We start from the raw sequence: 18705 nt of genomic DNA on the forward strand, positions 1-18705 counted from the left end.
TGCTAAAACTCAAACTGATAGAGCAGATCAAGTGCCTGGTCTACGCCGGACACTGCTTCCAGATATAGCTTAGGCATCAGGCGATAACGTAACGTGAGTGTAGCCAGTGAGTCAAAGATCCCCACGCCATATTTTACCTGTAGACCCGGCAGTACATAGCCGCTGACCACTACCTGCGAAGAGTCACCCACGCCCTGAGTGTCCAGCGCCAGATTGCTTACGCCAAACGTCTCGCCGATTTTACCCACAACCTGACCACTTTGTGCAACCCCCAGACCGACTAACATTGATGTCATTGCCGCACCATCGCCCTGTTGGCTATCCAGACCCTGGCCGCGCAGCAGGTAAGAGAGCGCTTCCTGTTGCGACATGGCCGGGTCAGAGAAGATCTCGGCCTTAGGTTCAACGGCGGAGCCCGTCACGCGCACGCCCGCAATCACATCATCTTCGGTGGCTTCCGGGTTACGTATCGCTTCGATATTGAGTACCGGCTGATCCGGTGGACCGGAGAACAGCAGCTCGCCTTTACGCACAATCAAATCCTGACCGTAGGCATGGAAGCGCCCTTCAGGAATATTGATTTGTCCATTGAGGCCAAGCCCCTGTTGATCCTGCGCCACTTTCAGGTCACCCGTGAGTCTCGCCTTCAGCCCAAACGCGTCCAAACGCACGTTATTCCCCACGTGCACGATAAGATTACTATTGATCGGTATGCCCGCGCTCTTCTGTTCAACAGGTTTCAGATTTTCATTGAGCATAACTTCATCACTGGAGACACCAACCGCGCTTTCCGGCACTTCGTGAACCACGATGCGCGCCCACGGTACGTCAACACGGCCGTCCAGGGTGAAGAGACTCGGCGTTGCCTCAAAGACCACGTCTGGCGACACGTCCAGGCGCACCATCGGCGGTACCGTGATACGCACCCTGCTGCCCTTGGCCGCAATACGGGCGCGCCAGTTGTCGAGCTGGCTCCAGTCTGCGTCACCGCTCAGGTTGATTTGTCCCTGCTGCGTCAGTACTGAGCCACTGAGGGTTGAGCTTTGGCCGTTAAAGTTCATCGTCAGCTGGCTTGGCTGCATATCGAACGGCATAAAGTTACCGTCAATGTCCACGCCGTTTAACCGCATCTGGCCAAACAGCTGCGGGCTTTGCGCATCCCCCGCCAGACGCAGGTTGGCGCTGAGCATCCCCGCCGCCTTTTCTCCCCGCGAGAAGATCGGATTCACCATCGCCAGGTTGAAGTTGCGAATATTGACGTTGCCGCCGAGATTGCGCCGCCCTTGCGGATCGGTAATTTGCACCTGTCCGTCAAACTGACCGTTGTTGGTCAGGCGGATCAGCCATCCCAGTTCAGCACGATTGTTACGCAGGTCAGCGTTCACATTCAGGGTGTCGAACGCTACCGGCAGCGGCGCGTCATTGACCTCCTGCGTCACCTTCACGTTACGCCCGGAGAGCGTAACGCTGCCCTGCGGCAGCCCCTCTTTGGTGGTGTCCCACGCGACGTCCGCTTTGCCGCTGAAGACCCCGCTGGCCTGGGTGGTTTCCGGCATAAACGGTTTCAGCATCGCCAGGTCGAAACGGTTGAGGTTGATCTGCGCGCGTCCTTCCGCGCCCGCATCAATGGTCTGCGGCACGCACAGCTCAGCATTCGGGTTGGTCCAGCAGTGTGGCCCAATGCTTAACTTTTGCTCCGCATTGCGGTAGTCCAGCGCGATGGATCGGGACAGCACCAGCGGGCCGACCGGCGTGCTGAAGCGGGTGTTATCCAGTACGCCCTTCCAGCGCGTTGCCTGGCGGTCAAAACTGCCCGTCAGGTGCAGCTGCCCGGAGACCGGCTCGCCCTGCACGCGCAGCTGGAGATCGTGCTGCTTTTCGTTACCTTTTGCCGCCAGCGTGACCAGACTGATGTTCACGTCCGGCTGCGAGATACGCTCCACGCGCAGGTCCAGGTTTCCGCCGATCTGATCGGTGGATTTCACGTCCCCTTCGATGCGCACGCGGGCAATGGAAAGTTCCTGCCAGCGCAGGTTATTAGCGGTGATGTCCGCCAGCAGCTGCGGCGCCTCCACCGTACCGCGAACCTTCACTAACCCCTTCGCCGTGCCGCCAAGACCCGGCAGGGCGTTATCGAGATTTGGCGCGTCGATGGTGGCATCCAGATCGAGATCTTTCACCCCCAGCTCGCCTTTGATATCTGCCGTGTTGCGGCCCAGCGCCACGTGCAGGCCCGGGATCACCCACTGGAGATAGCTGTTGCCCTTAAGCGAGCCCTCTACGTTGACTTTGTTCTGCTTCACGTTGCCGGTGAGCTTGAGTTCCGGCACGTCCATCTGCCAGGTGCCACCGTACAGGCTACCGCGGGTTTTGATCAGGCCATCCAGTTTTGACGGCCAGTCCGGGACCTCTTTAGCGGTGTTGATCCCGGTCAGCTTCAGCTCGCCGCGCCAGCTGATCGCCTGCTGCCAGTCGAGCAGCGCGGTCAGCTCTGTTTTTCCTTCCAGCGCCGCCACGGTCAGCTTGTCGAGGTTAACCTGCAACTCGTTACCCTTCGCATCCAGGGTGATATCGGCGGGCGGTACCCCCTGCCCCTTCACTGCCGTGCGGAACGACAGCGTGTAGTCGGTCATTTTGCCACTCAGCTTCAGCTTCAGATCGTCAGCCTGGAACTGTTTTTCGCCGGTGAACGGCCAGTAAAGCTGCTTGCTGACAACCTCAAGGTTGAGCGGTAAACCGGCCTCTGCCAGCTGGGTTTGCCCGCGCAGCACCATATCCACCGGTCCGGAAAGGTTCACGCCGAACTCCAGCTTCTCACGCAGCGCGCCGCCGACCTTCACCTTCACCTTTTCGCCCTTCAGCGGATCGATGTTCAGGGCGCTGTTCAGCGTAATATCCACCGGCCAGTTGTCGCGCAGCAGCGCATTGCCTGAGGCGTTCACCGAGCCCTGACTGGAGTCGATATCCAGCGCGTCGAGCTTCATGTTGCCGTCGATACTGCTGACTTTAAGCAGCATGTTGTAGACCGTCAGATCGGTATCGCCGGTCAGACGCAACTGCTCGCCCTTAAACTCTTCGATATTGAGGTTCAGCGGCAGATGCACGTCGGTCATCTCCGGCAGAACCGGTTTCGAGAAGAGATCTTTCAGCGTTTCACCCAGCGGTTTTTCTTCCGGCTGCGGGTTCTGGATCTTCGGCTCGACGATCTCTTCCTGCGCCACGTCGGCCACCTTCGGCAGCGCAATCAGCAGCCCTTGCAGGGAGGTTGGGGTCAGGGTGAGGTTTTTCTCCTGCCAGCGCAGACCGGAGGTGAAATCCATCACGGATACCGTCGTATCGTCGATTTTGATATTGACGTTATCCAGCGCAACCCGGTAGAGCGCAATCGGGTACGGCGTGGAGAGATTCAGCGGGCCGCTGTCCTCTTCTTCGACAGGCTCAGACTTCGGCATTTTTTTGGAATCTATCGCCACGTTAACGTCTTTTAGCGACAGATCGTTTACGCACAGCTGGCTGTCACGCAGGCAGCCGAGCTTGACCGCCAGATGAAACTCGCCCGCGTTCACCGCCACGCCGGGCTGTTCGTAACGGATATTTTTCAGGCGCAGATCGCGCCAGCCGCCCGTCACCTGGCCGATTTCCAGCCCCGGCACCCAGCGGTTCGCGGCGTTAAACAGCAGATGCAGGCCCGTGGTGGTGCCCACCAGAAACGCCACCGTACCGAGCAGTAATACGATAAAAATCAGCACCCCGAGGCTTATCTTCTTCCATAAACTCATAATTCAGGCCCCAGACCGATGTAAAACTGTAAACCGTGTTCGTCTTTGTCGCCCACCGGAACGGCGAAATCGAGCTTGATGGGCCCGACCGGTGACTGCCAGCGCACGCCTACGCCCGCGCCGGTTTTGAAATCGCTGCGGCGGATATCGTTCACCGCTTCACCGCCGTCAACGAACATCGCCCCCCACCACTTGCCGCTGACGTTGTACTGGTACTCCAGCGAGCCGGTCGCCAGTTTTGACGCTCCGGTCAACTGTCCTTTGTCGTTTTCAGGTGAGATCGATTTGTACTTATACCCGCGAATGCTGCGGTCGCCCCCGGCGAAGAAGCGCAGATCCGGCGGGACGCGTTCGAAATCACCGGTTTCGATCCAGCCGAGATTACCGCGCATCACAAAGCGGTGTTTGTCGTACAGCGTGCGGATCCAGACGTTTTGCGCCTGAAAGACGGAGAAGTCTACGTCGGAGCCCCAGGCAGTGTTGGAGTAATCGATGGAGTAGCGCTGAGAGTCGCCCCAGGTCGGCATCAGGCCACCGCGCGAGCGGGTACGGCTGATCATCACGCCCGGATAAAGCAGCATGGTGGTGTTGGTAACGTTTGCCTGGGTAAAGTGGTCGAGGCTCCAGCGCAGGTTAATGGCGCGCTGCCAGCCGCTGGAGAGATCCCAGAAGCGTGATACCGCAAGCGTCGTCGAGTCCTGCTCGGTATCGTTCAAATCGGTACGTTTAAAGCCGCCCTGCACGAGGTAGTATTGCTCAAGCGGATTTTTCAGCAGCGGCATTTTATAGCTGAAGTCCAGCTGCTGTTCAGGCGCAGACAGGCTCACGCTGGTGGTCAGGCTGTGGCCGTAGGAGTTCATCCACGGTTTTTTCCACGAGGCTTTCACGCGCGGGCCGACGTCCGTGGAGTAGCCGACACCGGTCTCAATGGTGTTTTCGGTGCGCGGAGAGACCACGCCATGCAGCGGTAACACTTTCGTTTTACGGGATTTATCAAATTCCGGTGCCACCACCACGGAGTTAAACCAGCCCGTCGCGGACAAACGACGGTTCAGCTCGCCCAGGTCGCTGGACTGGTAGTAGTCGCCCTTTTTAAACGGCACCAGGTTTTGCAGATACTCATCACGGATTTGCGATCCTTCGAAGGTCACATCGCCAAACCGGTAGCGCTCGCCGCTGTCGTAATCGATATCCCAGAATGCCTGACGTCGCTCAAGCGCAACGCCTAGCTGGCTTTTGTTGAACTGGCTGTCGAAGTAGCCTTTGCGCAGCGAAACGCTGGTTAATGATTTTTTAAAACGATCGTAATCCCCGTGATTGAGCACAGTGCCCACTTTCGGACGGGTGCTGAGCAGATCCAGGTAGTCACGATCCGTGCGCGCGCCGCCGCGCAGCACCACGTTCGTGCCGCCAATCAGGACGGGTTCGCCCGGCGAGACGCGGGCAATCAACACCTGACGTCCTTTTGCCGGCGGCGGGCGTAAATCGAAATCGATGGTGGGTTCGTAGTACCCCAACGCCTTTAAGCCTTCGCGGATGGCATCATCCACGCGCGCGCGAAAACGCCGATCCGGCGTGACCTCATCGCTCTGGATAGTAGAAAGCTGCGCACGCACGTTTTTTTCCAGCGCCCCGGATAACCCCTCAACCTGCAAACGGACATTGGCCGCGCTGGCAATCCCGCTGGTCAGCAGTAAGCTGACTAAACATAACTGGCGGATCTTTGTCACGTTTTCTCCTGAATATCCCTGTTTCCACCCTGGAAGCAAATGCAGTGCCGCTCCGCGGCAAAATACGGCCTGAAAGCCAAAAACCCAAATTACGGGTTGAAAAAGGGTGTAACATCCAAATATTTCTTATGATTAAATCTAGACTCATTCATCGCATTTATTGTGTTCAATTAAACGCTTCGTGACAACCTTAACCGAAACAACGCTACCCCGGAGGCCCCACCGTGAGTTTATTTGATAAAAAGCATCTGGTATCACAAGCCGATGCGTTACCGGGACGCAACACCCCTATGCCAGTGGCGACATTACACGCCGTAAACAACCATTCAATGACAAACGTTCCTGATGGAATGGAGATCGCCCTGTTTGCCATGGGCTGCTTTTGGGGCGTAGAACGCCTGTTCTGGCAACTGCCGGGCGTGTACAGCACCGCTGCGGGCTACACCGGAGGATATACGCCTAACCCAACCTACCGCGAAGTCTGTTCCGGTGAGACCGGTCATGCTGAAGCGGTGCGTGTGGTGTATGACCCGAGCGTCATTAGCTATGAACAACTGCTCCAGGTGTTCTGGGAAAACCATGACCCGGCGCAGGGCATGCGTCAGGGTAACGATCACGGCACCCAATACCGTTCGGCCATCTACCCGCTCACCCCAGAGCAGGAGGCCGCGGCCCACGCCAGCCTGACGCGTTTCCAGGAAGCGATGCAGGCGGCCGGTGATAAACGTCAGGTCACGACGGAAATCGCTACCGCGAAACCGTTCTACTATGCCGAAGACGACCACCAGCAGTACCTGCATAAAAATCCGTACGGCTACTGCGGCATTGGCGGCATCGGCGTCTGTCTGCCTCCACAACAGGACTGATTACGGCATCAGCGCCACGCAAACCGCGTGGCGCGCAGCCTTTCCCTCCGGCCACTTTTTGCCGAAAACGTGACCTCTGGCAGGTTTACACGTCTTTACGCTATACTACCGCTGAAATAATCGGCTCAACGCTACGAGCTGACTTCAATGTGTCTTCACACGAATGGTATCAACTCCCCTTCTGAGGATCTGGCGAGAAGCCGGATAAACTATGTTAAACAGTATTTTAGTAATACTTTGTCTTATTGCCGTCAGTGCATTTTTCTCGATATCGGAGATCTCGCTGGCTGCCTCCCGTAAAATCAAACTGAAGCTGCTTGCCGACGAGGGCAACATCAACGCATCACGCATTCTGAAAATGCAGGAAAACCCCGGCATGTTCTTTACCGTGGTGCAGATTGGCCTGAACGCGGTCGCCATTCTTGGCGGTATCGTGGGTGATGCAGCGTTTTCTCCGGCGTTTTATGGCCTCTTTGTTAAGTACATGTCCGTAGAGCTGGCCGAGCAGTTGAGCTTCATCCTCTCCTTCTCCCTGGTGACCGGCTTGTTCATTTTATTCGCGGACCTGACCCCGAAACGCATCGGTATGATTGCGCCAGAAGCTGTGGCTTTGCGTATCATCAACCCGATGCGCTTCTGCCTGTATGTCTTCCGTCCGCTGGTGTGGTTCTTCAATGGTCTGGCGAACGTCATTTTCCGCATCTTCAAGCTGCCGATGGTGCGTAAAGACGACATCACCTCCGATGATATTTATGCCGTGGTGGAAGCCGGGGCGCTGGCAGGCGTGCTGCGCAAGCAGGAGCACGAGCTGATTGAGAACGTTTTCGAACTGGAATCCCGTACCGTGCCGTCCTCCATGACCGGCCGTGAAAACATCATCTGGTTCGATCTGCATGAAGACGAGCAGAGCCTGAAGACCAAAGTGGCGCAGCATCCACATTCCAAGTTCCTGGTCTGTAACGAAGATATCGACCATATCATCGGCTATGTGGACTCCAAAGACCTGCTGAACCGCGTGCTGGCAAACCAGAGCCTGGCGCTGAACAGCGGCGTGCAGATCCGCAACACCCTGATTGTGCCGGACACCCTGACGCTCTCCGAAGCGCTGGAAAGTTTCAAAACCGCCGGGGAAGACTTCGCGGTGATCATGAACGAATACGCGCTGGTGGTGGGCATTATCACCCTCAACGACGTTATGACGACCCTGATGGGCGACCTGGTCGGCCAGGGGCTGGAAGAGCAGATTGTTCAGCGTGACGAAAATTCATGGCTCATCGATGGCGGTACGCCGATTGAAGACGTCATGCGCGTGCTCGACATCGACGAGTTCCCGCAGTCCGGCAACTACGAGACCATCGGCGGCTTTATGATGTTTATGCTGCGTAAAATCCCGAAACGTACCGACTCAGTGAAGTTCTCCGGCTTCAAGTTTGAAGTGGTGGATATTGATAACTACCGCATCGATCAGCTGCTGGTAACGCGTATTGATAGCAAACCGACCGTGCTGGTGCCGAAACTGCCGGATGCGGAAGAGAAGGTGTCGGCGTAATTTATGAAGGGCAGCGTTGAGCTGCCCTTTTTGTTTTAAAACGGAAGCTGCCGTTTATGTAATTTAAATAATTTTTTAAGTCCTTAGAAGGGGGACGAATTGAGATAAATAAAGGCAGAGCCTACGATATTATTAAATTTAAAAATATCCCCGTTTACTTTAAGAAAAATCGTTCTGTCTTCAATGCTAACTTTCACGCCAGGATCGGTGGTGACAAGGAAAGGTTCATAACCATTTTTAATGTCTTCTAAAAAAACTTCATCGGTCTTTTGTGCCGTGTAAAGATAATATTTATATACGAAAGAAGTCGTCGCACCCGCGCTGCTTTCCGTGATATACAACATAGACTTATCAGCTACGGCATGCCGATAAACTATAGTCTGTTCAAGGTAAAAAAAGTCACCAAGCATGCGCCAAATCCCATATCCTATGGTAGCTAACATAAATAACACAATTATATTCTTATTTTTAAAAACCAGATCTCGATGCATAATTATTCCATTTATTTTCCATGCGTAACGGCTTCCCTTCTCAGCCAACAGTTAAAGCTGACCTTTTTACAACTCGCTTATAAAAAGTATAGGGGTATTGTTTATGCCATGGATAATAAGTCCAATAGTGATCCAAGTTTTTAATGTTTTATATCAATTTTTAGCACTGAAAAAGATTTTAAGAAAAACTTCATCAATTCATGGTTATGCCCGTTAATACAAATAACGCCAAGTCAAAACTATCTGCTTCAGGGTATGTCTCTGGACTGGCCCTACAAACATCAACGGCTCCCATTGGGAGCCGTCTTTTTAACAACTACTGCATAGCACGTTGGTTAAGCCATCTCAGTTTGCAGACGCATAACCTGACGGTTGACTTCGGACATCACAGACAAGTGCTGTTTGTCCTTCACTTTCGGGATAAGGATTTTGCCCTTATCGAACTCAAAAGCGCCAACATCCTTGATGTACAACCGTCCACGGAACAGGATCTTAACGTACTTCGCCACCTGAAGCGGGTTGTAGCGTTGGAAAATTTTCATTCTTGTATCTCCTGCGAATCATACGCTCTTGCGGTGCCACAATCGGCCCGACTGTCCTGAGCGCAAATTTTGATGCCCAATGACTATAGACCAGAACCTCGTACTTACCCAGTGTGCATAAGTTTATTTACCGTTTGATTACAATTATTCAGAATAATCTTTGCAAAGCGTGATACAGCGCAGTATATGCCGCCGTTTTTGCATAGATATGTGCGTTCGCCCGCAAACTGGCATCGGGATTGCGGGAAAAGCCTATTGATCGCACTTATGATTAAAAGCGCATGACCAAGTGGTCGGATCACCTGCTAACAATAAGGAAACACCATGACCCTACGTAACCTCCTGGCAGCAGCTTGCCTGTTGCTGCCGCTGATGGCTTCCGCACACAACATTGAAAAAGGACAACGTGTCCCGCCGGTCGGGATTGCTGACCGGGGAGAATTGATTCTCGACAATGATAAGTTTAGCTATAAAGCCTGGAATAGCGCGCAGCTTGCGGGCAAAGTGAGAGTTGTACAACATATTGCCGGACGTACATCCGCTAAAGAGAAAAACGCTACCCTCGTGGAGGCGATCAAGGCCGCAAAACTCCCGCACGATCGCTACCAGACCACTACCATCGTGAACACCGACGACGCCATTCCCGGCTCCGGCATGTTTGTGCGCTCAAGCCTTGAGAGCAATAAGAAGCTCTATCCCTGGTCGCAGTTTATTGTCGACAGCAACGGCGTGACGCGTAAGGCGTGGCAGCTGGAAGAGGAGAGTTCAGCGATTGTCGTGCTGGACAAAAACGGTCGCGTAGAGTGGGTTAAAGACGACGCGCTGACGCAGGATGAGGTGCAGCAGGTGGTTGCCCTGCTGCATAAGCTGCTGACTCAGTAAAGTGACACCCGGAAGCCCGGATTCAGGAATGACTCGCGCGGGGTGTAGTCCAGTGGCTTACCCTGCCAGTCATGCACATGCGCGCCAGCGGCCGCCGCCACCGCATGCCCTGCCGCCGTATCCCAGACGTTCGTCGGCCCGAAACGTGGGTACAGCTGCGCCTGCCCTTCCGCCACCAGACAGAACTTCAGCGACGAGCCAATCGACGTCGTCTGGTGTTCACCCAGCTGTTGCAGATACTCCTCCAGCTCGCTGTCACTGTGCGAGCGGCTGATCACCACCAGCGGAGGACGGGCATCACGCACCTGGATCTGCTTACGCACGCCGCACTCTTCCTTCCAGGCTTTACCTTCCGCCGCGCTGTACATCACCTTCATCACCGGGGCATAAACCACGCCCAGTACCGCTTTCCCGTTTTCAATCAGAGCGATGTTGACGGTGAATTCACCGTTACGCTTGATAAACTCTTTCGTGCCGTCCAGCGGGTCGACAAGCCAGTAACGCTGCCAATGCTGACGTTCATCCCAGCTCTGGGGCGCTTCTTCAGAAAGGACCGGAATATCCGGCGTCAGGGCCTGCAAACCTTTCAGGATCACCGCATGCGCCGCGATATCCGCCGCCGTCACCGGGGAGTCATCCGCTTTGCTGACAACATCCATCGGTTTCGCACCGTCGTACACCTGCATAATGGCATCACCCGCATCCCGTGCGAGCTGACAAATTTTATCTAACATTCTCCACCTCTTCGTTAACGCAGTGGGCATAACTTATTGTTTTAGTTATATCGTAATGTGAACAATTCCGCTATCTGTGAAGCAATTCTGGTTTCAGCGCCCTTTTTTCTGGCAGCATTCACACTTCTGTAAGCAACAAATACTACATACATATTCTTTTGTGGCTTGGATCGAAAAAAGGACTCCTCAGATGATTAAGTTTAGCGCAACGCTCCTGGCAACGCTGATTGCGGCAAGCGTTCAGGCAGCGACGGTGGATCTCCGTATTCTGGAAACCACCGATCTGCACAGCAATATGATGGACTTCGATTACTACAAAGATACCCCTACGGAAAAATTCGGACTGGTACGCACGGCAAGTTTGATCAACGCCGCCCGCGGTGAAGTGAAAAACAGCGTGCTGGTCGATAACGGGGACTTAATTCAGGGCAGCCCGCTCGGAGACTACATGGCGGCGAAGGGGCTGAAAAAAGGCGAGATCCACCCTGTCTATAAAGCGATGAACACCCTGGATTATGCGGTTGGCAACCTGGGCAACCACGAATTTAACTACGGCCTGAAATACCTGCACGACGCGCTGGCAGGGGCAAAATTCCCGTACGTTAACGCCAATATCATCGACGTTAAGACGAAGAAGCCGCTCTTCACCCCTTATCTGATTAAAGAGACCGAGGTTGTCGACCAGGACGGTAAAAAACAGACGCTGAAAATCGGCTATATCGGTTTTGTACCGCCGCAGATCATGACGTGGGATAAAGCCAACCTCGACGGGAAAGTAACCGTCAACGACATTACCGAAACCGCGCGCAAATACGTGCCGGAGATGCGGGCGAAAGGGGCGGATGTGGTGGTCGTCGTGGCCCACTCCGGCCTCTCGGCCGACCCGTATCAGGTGATGGCTGAGAACTCCGTGTACTATCTCAGCCAGGTGCCGGGCGTGGATGCGATCCTGTTTGGTCACGCCCATGCCGTCTTCCCGGGCAAAGATTTCGCTGATATCAAAGGCGCGAACATCGAAAAAGGGACGCTCAACGGTGTGCCATCGGTGATGCCGGGCATGTGGGGTGACCACCTTGGCGTGGTGGATCTGGTGATGAATAACGACAGCGGAAGCTGGAAAGTCACGCAGTCGAAAGCGGAAGCGCGTCCGATCTACGACGCAGCGGCCAAAAAATCTCTGGCAGGGGAAGATAAAAAGCTGGTCGACGTCCTGAAGCATGAACACGACGCGACGCGTGAATTTGTCAGCAAGCCGATCGGTAAATCGGCTGATAACATGTACAGCTTCCTCGCGCTGGTACAGGATGATCCGACCGTGCAGGTAGTCAACATGGCGCAGAAAGCCTATGCGGAGCACTATATTCAGGGCGATCCGGATCTGGCAAATCTGCCGGTACTGTCTGCCGCGGCGCCATTCAAAGTGGGCGGACGTAAGAACGATCCGGCCAGCTACGTTGAGGTGGAAAAAGGCCAGCTGACCTTCCGTAATGCCGCCGATCTCTACCTCTATCCCAACACGCTCGTGGTGGTGAAAGCCACCGGGAAAGAGGTGAAGGAGTGGCTGGAGTGCTCTGCCGGACAGTTCAACCAGATCGATCCGCACAGCAGCAAACCGCAGTCGCTGATTAACTGGGACGGTTTCCGCACCTACAACTTCGACGTGATCGACGGCGTGGATTATCAGATTGACGTTACCCAGCCCGCGAAATATGACGGCGAATGTCAGGCCATTAATCCGCAGGCAGAACGCATCAAAAACCTGACCTTCAACGGCAAAGCGATTGATCCTAATGCCACTTTCATGGTGGTGACCAACAACTACCGCGCCTATGGCGGTAAGTTTGCCGGTACGGGTGACAGCCATATCGCCTTTGCCTCACCGGATGAGAACCGTTCGGTGCTGGCGGCGTGGATCAGCGCGGAGTCGAAAAAGGCGGGTGAAATTCATCCGGCGGTGGATAACAACTGGCGACTTGCGCCGATCCACAGCGACACTAAGCTGGATATTCGCTTTGAGACATCTCCGTCCGATAAAGCAGCCGCGTTTATCAAGGATAAGGCGCAGTATCCGATGCAAAAGGTCGCGACGGATGATATTGGGTTCGCGATTTATCAGGTGGATTTGAGCAGGTAGCGATGATTGTGCCGGGTGGCGGCTTCGCCTTACCCGGCCTACCCGCAATCCTCGATCCCGTAGGCCGGGTAAGCGCAAGCGCCACCCGGCATTTCATGCCGCACGCTCGTCCCTATTCGCCATCACCTGCGGCGTATTGACCTCAATCCAGTCGGCCAGCGCGGCCACCTTCTCGCTTACCTCCCGCCCCAGCGGCGTCAGGCTATACTCCACATGCGGCGGCACGACCGGATACGACACGCGATCGACAAACCCGTCATGTTCCAGCGCCTGTAAAGACTGAGCCAGCATCTTCTCGCTGACGCCGCCCATCTTGCGGCGCAGATCGCTGAAGCGATGCGTCCCCTGACGTAACGCCACCAGGATCAGCACGCCCCAGCGGCTGGTTACGTGTTTGAGCACCTCCCGTGACGGGCACTGTTCCGCAAAGAGGTTGCCATCGCGCATTTGCTCGCTGAGCGTTGATATTGTTGTTTTCATACTTACCTTTTTGTACGTACTTACTAAAAGTTAGTTATGGTGATAGTGTGCCACAACACCAGACAAACACGAAGGAGATTCATCATGATCGCGATTACCGGCGCAACCGGCCAGCTTGGCCAACACGTTATTGAAGAACTGCTGAAAACCGTTCCGGCCAGCCAGATCGTGGCTATTGTGCGTAACCTGGCGAAAGCCGAAGCGTTGCGTCAGCAAGGGGTCGTTGTGCGTCAGGCGGATTACACCGATGAAGCCGCATTTACCATCGCACTGAACGGCGTGGATAAACTACTGCTCATCTCCTCCAGCGAAGTGGGCCAGCGCGCCGTACAGCACCAGAACGTGATAAACGCCGCCAAAGCCGCCGGGGTGAAATTCATCGCCTATACCAGCCTGCTGCATGCTGACAAATCCCCGCTGGGTCTGCACGTTGAGCACGTCGAAACCGAAAATGCCCTGGCGGCCTCCGGCGTGCCTTACGCCCTGCTGCGCAACGGCTGGTACACCGAAAACTACCTGGCAAGCGCGCCGCCAGCGCTGGAACACGGCGTGTTTATGGGGGCCGCAGGCGAAGGCAAAATTGCCTCTGCGACCCGTGCGGATTACGCGGCGGCGGCAGCGAAAGTGATTTCTGAAGAGGGTCATGCCGGCAAGGTGTATGAACTGGCGGGTGATAATGCCTGGACGCTGAGCGAACTGGCTGCGGAACTGAGCAAGCAGAGCGGTAAGCCGGTAACGTATCAGAACCTCAGCGAAGCCGATTTCGCCGCTGCGCTGAAGGGCGTTGGTCTGCCTGCCGGGCTGGCGGAAATGCTGGCGGACTCCGACACCGGCGCGTCCAAAGGCGGCCTGTTCGACGACAGCCGAACCCTGAGCAAACTGATCGGCCGCCCAACCACACCGCTGGCGGAAAGCGTCAAAGCCATCCTGTAGTTGTTAAAAATTGGTTATTTTTTGTGGCATCCCCTCGGGTCATCTCTGATAATGAAGCGATGACCCACAAGGAGGCTCACCGTGCAAGGCGTACCGGAACAGTTCACTGATGAGAGAGACAGCGCGCGCTTTCGCCATCTGGCGCAGCTGCCGGGCCTGGAGCTTTATCACGCCCATATCTCTGACTACGCCTTCGAGCCGCACACTCATGAAGCCTTCGGTATCGGCACCATCGAAACCGGTGCCGAACGCTTCCGCTATCGCGGTACCCAGCATCTTGCCGCGGAAAAATCCGTCGTGACCATGAACCCGGACGAGATCCACACCGGGGAATCCGCCACTGAAGGCGGCTGGCGCTACCGGATGGTCTACATCGAACCCGACCTGCTGGAAGAGGTCACTGGCCTGCGTCACTGGTGGTTTAGCGACGTCACGCGTCACGATCCGCTGCGCTCGCAACAGATAGGCCAGTTGATTTATGGCCTGTGGCACACGGACGATCCGCTGGCGCAGAAGGGGCTGCTACTGGATTTGATTCAGACTTTTCAGCCGCTGGCCCACCATGCGCCGGTGGTGCAGGAGGCCACGCACCGCTTCGAACGCGTTCGCGACTACCTGCACGACAACTATATGCGCTCGCTGACCCTGGACGAGCTGGCTAACGTTGTCTCGCTCAGCCCGTACCATTTTCAGCGCCAGTTCAAAGCCCATTTCCACGTTACGCCCCACCAGATGCTGATGGCCATCCGGCTGTGGCGCGCCAAAGCATTCCTCACCCATGGCATGCCTGCCGCCGAGGTGGCCGCCGCGACCGGGCTGACCGATCAGTCGCACCTGACCCGCGCCTTCACCCGTCGCTACGGCATCACGCCCGTGCGCTACCAGAAACAGGTTATGCCGCGCTAATGCGCAACCTCATACAATACGCGCCCGTTTTGCCCTCCTACACTGAGCGCAAAGTGAATCAAGATGGATGGAAAAATGATTAGCGGCGTGTTGTATGCCCTGCTTGCGGGTTTGATGTGGGGGCTGATTTTTGTCGGCCCGCTGATTGTGCCGGAGTACCCGGCAATATTGCAGTCGACCGGACGTTACCTGGCGCTGGGGCTGATTGCCGTGCCGCTGGCGTGGCTGGGGCGCACGCGTCTGCGCCAGCTGGGCCGCCAGGACTGGCTCACCGCGCTGGCGCTGACCATGATGGGTAATCTGATCTACTACGTCTGTCTGGCGAGCGCCATTCAGCGCACCGGTGCGCCGGTGTCGACCATGATTATCGGCACGCTGCCGGTGGTCATCCCGGTTTTCGCGAACCTGCTTTACAGCCAGCGTGACGGCAAACTGGCGTGGTCAAAAATGGCGCCGGCGCTGGTCTGCATTGCCGTGGGGCTGGTGTGCGTGAATATTGCCGAGCTTCGCCACGGCCTCGAAAACTTCAGCTTGTGGCGTTACGGTTCAGGGATCTTTCTGGCGTTTATTTCGGTTGTCTGTTGGGCCTGGTATGCCCTGCGCAACGCACGCTGGCTGCGGGAAAACCCGGATAAGCATCCGATGATGTGGGCCACGGCGCAGGCGCTGGTCACCCTCCCTGTCTCGTTGCTGGGCTATGTGGGCGCGTGTGTCTGGCTGGGTAGCCAGCAACCGGCATTTACCCTGCCCCTCGGACCGCGCCCGTGGGTATTCGTCGGGTTAATGGTCGCCATTGCCGTGCTCTGTTCGTGGGTGGGCGCGCTGTGCTGGAACATTGCCAGCCAGAAGCTGCCGACGGTGATATTAGGGCCGCTGATTGTCTTTGAGACACTGGCCGGGCTGCTCTATACCTTCCTGATGCGCCAGAGCGTGCCGCCGTTGCTAACGGCCTGCGGGATCGCGCTACTGGTCGTTGGGGTGGTGATTGCGGTGAGAGCGAAGCCGGAAAAACCGATGGTCGTTCCGGCGTCGGAGGGGTGAGCTTTTCGCCCGGCGGCGCTTCGCTTGCAGGGCCTACAAAACCGTAGGCCGGGTAAGCGTCAGCGCCACCCGGCACAGTATCAGAACGTTTCCCAGTTCGCTTCAGACGCCGCCGCGACGGGCTGCGCTTTAGGTGCATAGGTCTTTACCGGCGCGGCTTTCACCGCCTGATTGCGGGTGATCTTAAACACTGCCACCGCGTCGTTCAGGCGTGCAGCCTGATCTTCCAGCGCCGCCGCCGCCGCCGCAGACTCTTCCACCAGCGAGGCGTTCTGCTGGGTGACGCGATCCATCTCCGCCACCGCCTGACCCACCTGGTCGATACCGCGGCTCTGTTCGTCGGAGGCCGACGCAATCTCACCCATGATGTCCGTCACGCGCGTAACCGCATTGACGATCTCCGCCATCGTCGCGCCCGCCTCATTCACCAGCTGAGAGCCCGCGTTAACACGCTCGCCGGAATCATCGATCAGCGCTTTGATCTCTTTCGCCGCCTGCGCACTGCGCTGGGCAAGGGTACGCACCTCGCCCGCGACAACCGCGAAGCCACGTCCCTGCTCGCCCGCGCGCGCCGCTTCTACCGCCGCGTTCAGCGCCAGAATATTGGTCTGGAAAGCAATGCCGTCGATCACGTTAGTAATTTGCGCGATTTTGCTGGAACTGGTGGCGATTTCGTCCATCGTCCGCACCACTCCTTCCACCACGTTACCGCCCTTCTTCGCGGTGGAGGAGGCGTCCAGCGCCAGGCGTGACGCCTGACGCGCGTTATCGGCGTTTTGCTTCACGGTAGCGGTTAACTGTTCCATGCTGGCTGCCGTCTCTTCCAGAGAAGCGGCCTGCTGCTCGGTACGGGAGGAGAGATCGTTGCTGCCCGCCGAGATTTCACCCGCGCCGGTGTAGATGGTATCTGCGCCTTCACGCACCACGCCCACCGTGTTGGCCAGCGCAGTCTGCATCTCCTGAACGTTGCGCGCCAGGATCGCCATTTCATTTTTACCCTCAGCCTGAATCGGCTGGGTTAAATCCCCTGCGGCAATGGCGCGGATATGGTTGATCACCTCTTCCAGCGGCAGCAGCAGCACGCGGCGCATCGCAATCCAGCTGGAAATAATCACCGCGATCACCAGCAGCATCACCGCAGAAAGGATCCACAGAATGCGTTTGTAGTCGCTTTCATTGTCCTGGATACCTTTGGCGGTCAGCGCGGCCTGCGCCTCACGCCACTCGCGATAAACCTTTTGCATCGCGGTCTGCTTCTGTTCGGCATTTTGTTTGAACATATCTTCCAGATTGCCCTGCCCCAGCAGAACGTTCATTTGCGTCAGCGTGGCGGAGTAGACGCGGTACTGCTCTTCCAGGCGATCGGCCAGGTGCTCGTCCATACCCGGCGTTTCCGGCAGCGCATAGTATTTATCGTAATGGGTCTGGGCATCGGCCAGCAGGTTTTTCGCGGTATTGACCAGCTCGTTCAACTGCCCGCCGTTAATCTGCGACGCCATGCTGCTTTGCAGGCGCAGCATGCCGCGGTTGAGGGTGACGCGCGCCTAGTTCAGGCTGATCCAGGCGTCGGTAAACTCCGCAACGTTCTGGCTGGAAAGCTGAGAAACGGTGAAGTTCTCTTTATCGTTATTGAGTGCATTAATGAAAATGCCAGCGGAGATCAGCTGCATGATGCCGAGCACAAGCAGCACCGAAATCAAAAGAGTAATGACTTTTATACGTTTAAACATGCGTTGCCTTATTTATATACAGGTATTGTCTGACCTGTATCTATCGGCACGCGCGGCAGGTTGTTTACTGTTTCTCCACCTTTAAAAACTTTCGAAAGCCCTTTTCTGCATTCAATCAGCAAGTTAAAAGCATGCTTTTTTTGTGATCCCTTTCTCGTTTTCACCCTTGCCTCTAAAGGGTTATAGTATCCACTTAAAGATGCATTTAATATGCATCTTATATTTCTGATGATGAGGTAACTGCTATGGCCTTCCGCGACCAACCCTTAGGCGAGCTGGCGCTCTCCATCCCTCGCGCTTCTGCGCTGTTCCGTAAATATGATATGGATTACTGCTGCGGTGGTAAGCAAACGCTGGCGCGCGCAGCGTCGCGTAAAGAGCTGGATGTAGAGGCTATCGAAGCGGAGCTGGCTCAGCTGGCTGAACAGCCCGTCGACAAAGACTGGCGCACTGCGCCGCTGGCTGAAATCATCGACCATATCATTGTGCGTTACCACGATCGTCACCGCGAGCAGCTGCCGGAGCTGATTTTACAGGCGACCAAAGTTGAACGCGTTCATGCCGATAAACCTTCCGTACCGCGCGGCCTGGCGAAATACCTGACCATGCTGCACGAAGAACTTTCCAGCCACATGATGAAAGAGGAGCAGATCCTCTTCCCGATGATCAAACAGGGCATGGGCAGCCAGGCCATGGGGCCCATCAGCGTGATGGAAAGCGAACATGATGACGCCGGCGAACTGCTGGAAGTGATTAAACACACCACCGACAACGTCACACCGCCGCCAGAGGCGTGCACCACCTGGAAAGCCATGTACAACGGCATTAACGAGATGATCGACGATCTGATGGAACACATCAGTCTTGAGAATAACGTTCTGTTCCCGCGTGCATTAGCGGGGGAATAA

Annotated in this window: 14 protein-coding genes and 1 pseudogene; 8 read left to right on the forward strand and 7 right to left on the reverse strand. The window is 56.0% G+C overall.

The window, feature by feature from the left end; translation table 11 throughout:
• Positions 1-2: 2 nt before the first annotated feature.
• Together tamB and tamA are read right to left on the reverse strand one after the other, a co-directional pair.
• On the reverse strand, positions 3-3779 hold the full coding sequence (tamB, locus tag ACOTYB_RS01905) for an autotransporter assembly complex protein TamB (protein WP_220153526.1): 3777 nt from the start codon (positions 3777-3779) through the stop codon (positions 3-5).
• Positions 3776-5509 (reverse strand): autotransporter assembly complex protein TamA, encoded by a 1734-nt coding sequence (gene tamA, locus ACOTYB_RS01910; RefSeq protein ID WP_022650273.1) that lies wholly within the window; start codon positions 5507-5509, stop codon positions 3776-3778. The genes tamB and tamA overlap by 4 nt, the downstream gene beginning before the upstream one ends.
• Positions 5510-5733: 224 nt before the next feature.
• Between tamA and msrA the strand changes: the two genes are divergently transcribed.
• A complete protein-coding gene (msrA, locus tag ACOTYB_RS01915; protein ID WP_003856057.1) occupies positions 5734-6375 on the forward strand; it encodes a peptide-methionine (S)-S-oxide reductase MsrA in 642 nt (213 codons plus the stop codon).
• 211 nt (positions 6376-6586) lie between these two features.
• Positions 6587-7924, forward strand: a complete 1338-nt coding sequence (locus ACOTYB_RS01920) for a hemolysin family protein (RefSeq protein ID WP_022650272.1) — start codon at positions 6587-6589, stop codon at positions 7922-7924.
• Between the two features lie 83 nt (positions 7925-8007).
• On the opposite strand, the gene ACOTYB_RS01925 is transcribed toward ACOTYB_RS01920, so the two are convergent.
• A complete protein-coding gene (locus ACOTYB_RS01925) occupies positions 8008-8415 on the reverse strand; it encodes a hypothetical protein (RefSeq protein WP_045342484.1) in 408 nt (135 codons plus the stop codon).
• Positions 8416-8750: 335 nt separating this feature from the next.
• Positions 8751-8957: a DUF1107 domain-containing protein gene (locus tag ACOTYB_RS01930; protein ID WP_003856054.1), complete on the reverse strand. Its 207-nt coding sequence runs from the start codon at positions 8955-8957 to the stop codon at positions 8751-8753.
• 324 nt (positions 8958-9281) lie between these two features.
• On the opposite strand from ACOTYB_RS01930, the gene ACOTYB_RS01935 reads away from it, so the two are divergent.
• A complete protein-coding gene (locus ACOTYB_RS01935) occupies positions 9282-9839 on the forward strand; it encodes a YtfJ family protein (protein ID WP_220153524.1) in 558 nt (185 codons plus the stop codon).
• Here the strand turns inward: ACOTYB_RS01935 and cysQ are convergent.
• Positions 9833-10573 carry a 3'(2'),5'-bisphosphate nucleotidase CysQ gene (gene cysQ / locus ACOTYB_RS01940; RefSeq protein ID WP_003856050.1) on the reverse strand — a complete coding sequence of 247 codons (741 nt, stop codon included), beginning with the start codon at positions 10571-10573 and terminating at the stop codon, positions 9833-9835. The genes ACOTYB_RS01935 and cysQ overlap by 7 nt on opposite strands.
• A 190-nt stretch (positions 10574-10763) precedes the next feature.
• Between cysQ and ACOTYB_RS01945 the strand changes: the two genes are divergently transcribed.
• Positions 10764-12707 (forward strand): bifunctional 2',3'-cyclic-nucleotide 2'-phosphodiesterase/3'-nucleotidase, encoded by a 1944-nt coding sequence (locus ACOTYB_RS01945; protein ID WP_220153523.1) that lies wholly within the window; start codon positions 10764-10766, stop codon positions 12705-12707.
• A 93-nt stretch (positions 12708-12800) separates the two neighbouring features.
• Here ACOTYB_RS01945 and ACOTYB_RS01950 read toward each other — a convergent pair whose 3' ends face one another.
• Positions 12801-13187 (reverse strand): winged helix-turn-helix transcriptional regulator, encoded by a 387-nt coding sequence (locus ACOTYB_RS01950; protein ID WP_045342480.1) that lies wholly within the window; start codon positions 13185-13187, stop codon positions 12801-12803.
• Positions 13188-13271: 84 nt separating this feature from the next.
• Here ACOTYB_RS01950 and ACOTYB_RS01955 point away from each other — a divergent pair, with 84 nt between their 5' ends.
• From ACOTYB_RS01955 to ACOTYB_RS01965, 3 genes are all read left to right on the forward strand, one after another.
• Positions 13272-14120 carry an SDR family oxidoreductase gene (locus tag ACOTYB_RS01955; RefSeq protein ID WP_045342479.1) on the forward strand — a complete coding sequence of 283 codons (849 nt, stop codon included), beginning with the start codon at positions 13272-13274 and terminating at the stop codon, positions 14118-14120.
• An 81-nt stretch (positions 14121-14201) separates the two neighbouring features.
• Complete coding sequence (locus tag ACOTYB_RS01960; protein ID WP_023315272.1) at positions 14202-15026, forward strand: AraC family transcriptional regulator; 825 nt, start codon at positions 14202-14204, stop codon at positions 15024-15026.
• 75 nt (positions 15027-15101) lie between these two features.
• Positions 15102-16067, forward strand: coding sequence for a DMT family transporter (locus ACOTYB_RS01965; RefSeq protein ID WP_047054035.1), 966 nt, complete (start codon positions 15102-15104; stop codon positions 16065-16067).
• A gap of 80 nt (positions 16068-16147) precedes the next feature.
• On the opposite strand, the pseudogene ACOTYB_RS01970 reads toward ACOTYB_RS01965, so the two are convergent.
• Positions 16148-17797 (reverse strand): annotated as a pseudogene (locus ACOTYB_RS01970) (methyl-accepting chemotaxis protein).
• Between the two features lie 245 nt (positions 17798-18042).
• Between ACOTYB_RS01970 and ytfE the strand changes: the two are divergent.
• Positions 18043-18705, forward strand: coding sequence for an iron-sulfur cluster repair protein YtfE (ytfE, locus tag ACOTYB_RS01975; RefSeq protein WP_003856046.1), 663 nt, complete (start codon positions 18043-18045; stop codon positions 18703-18705).

The organism is Enterobacter cloacae complex sp. IR5450, assembly GCF_049238665.1.
GTDB lineage: Bacteria > Pseudomonadota > Gammaproteobacteria > Enterobacterales > Enterobacteriaceae > Enterobacter > Enterobacter hormaechei_C.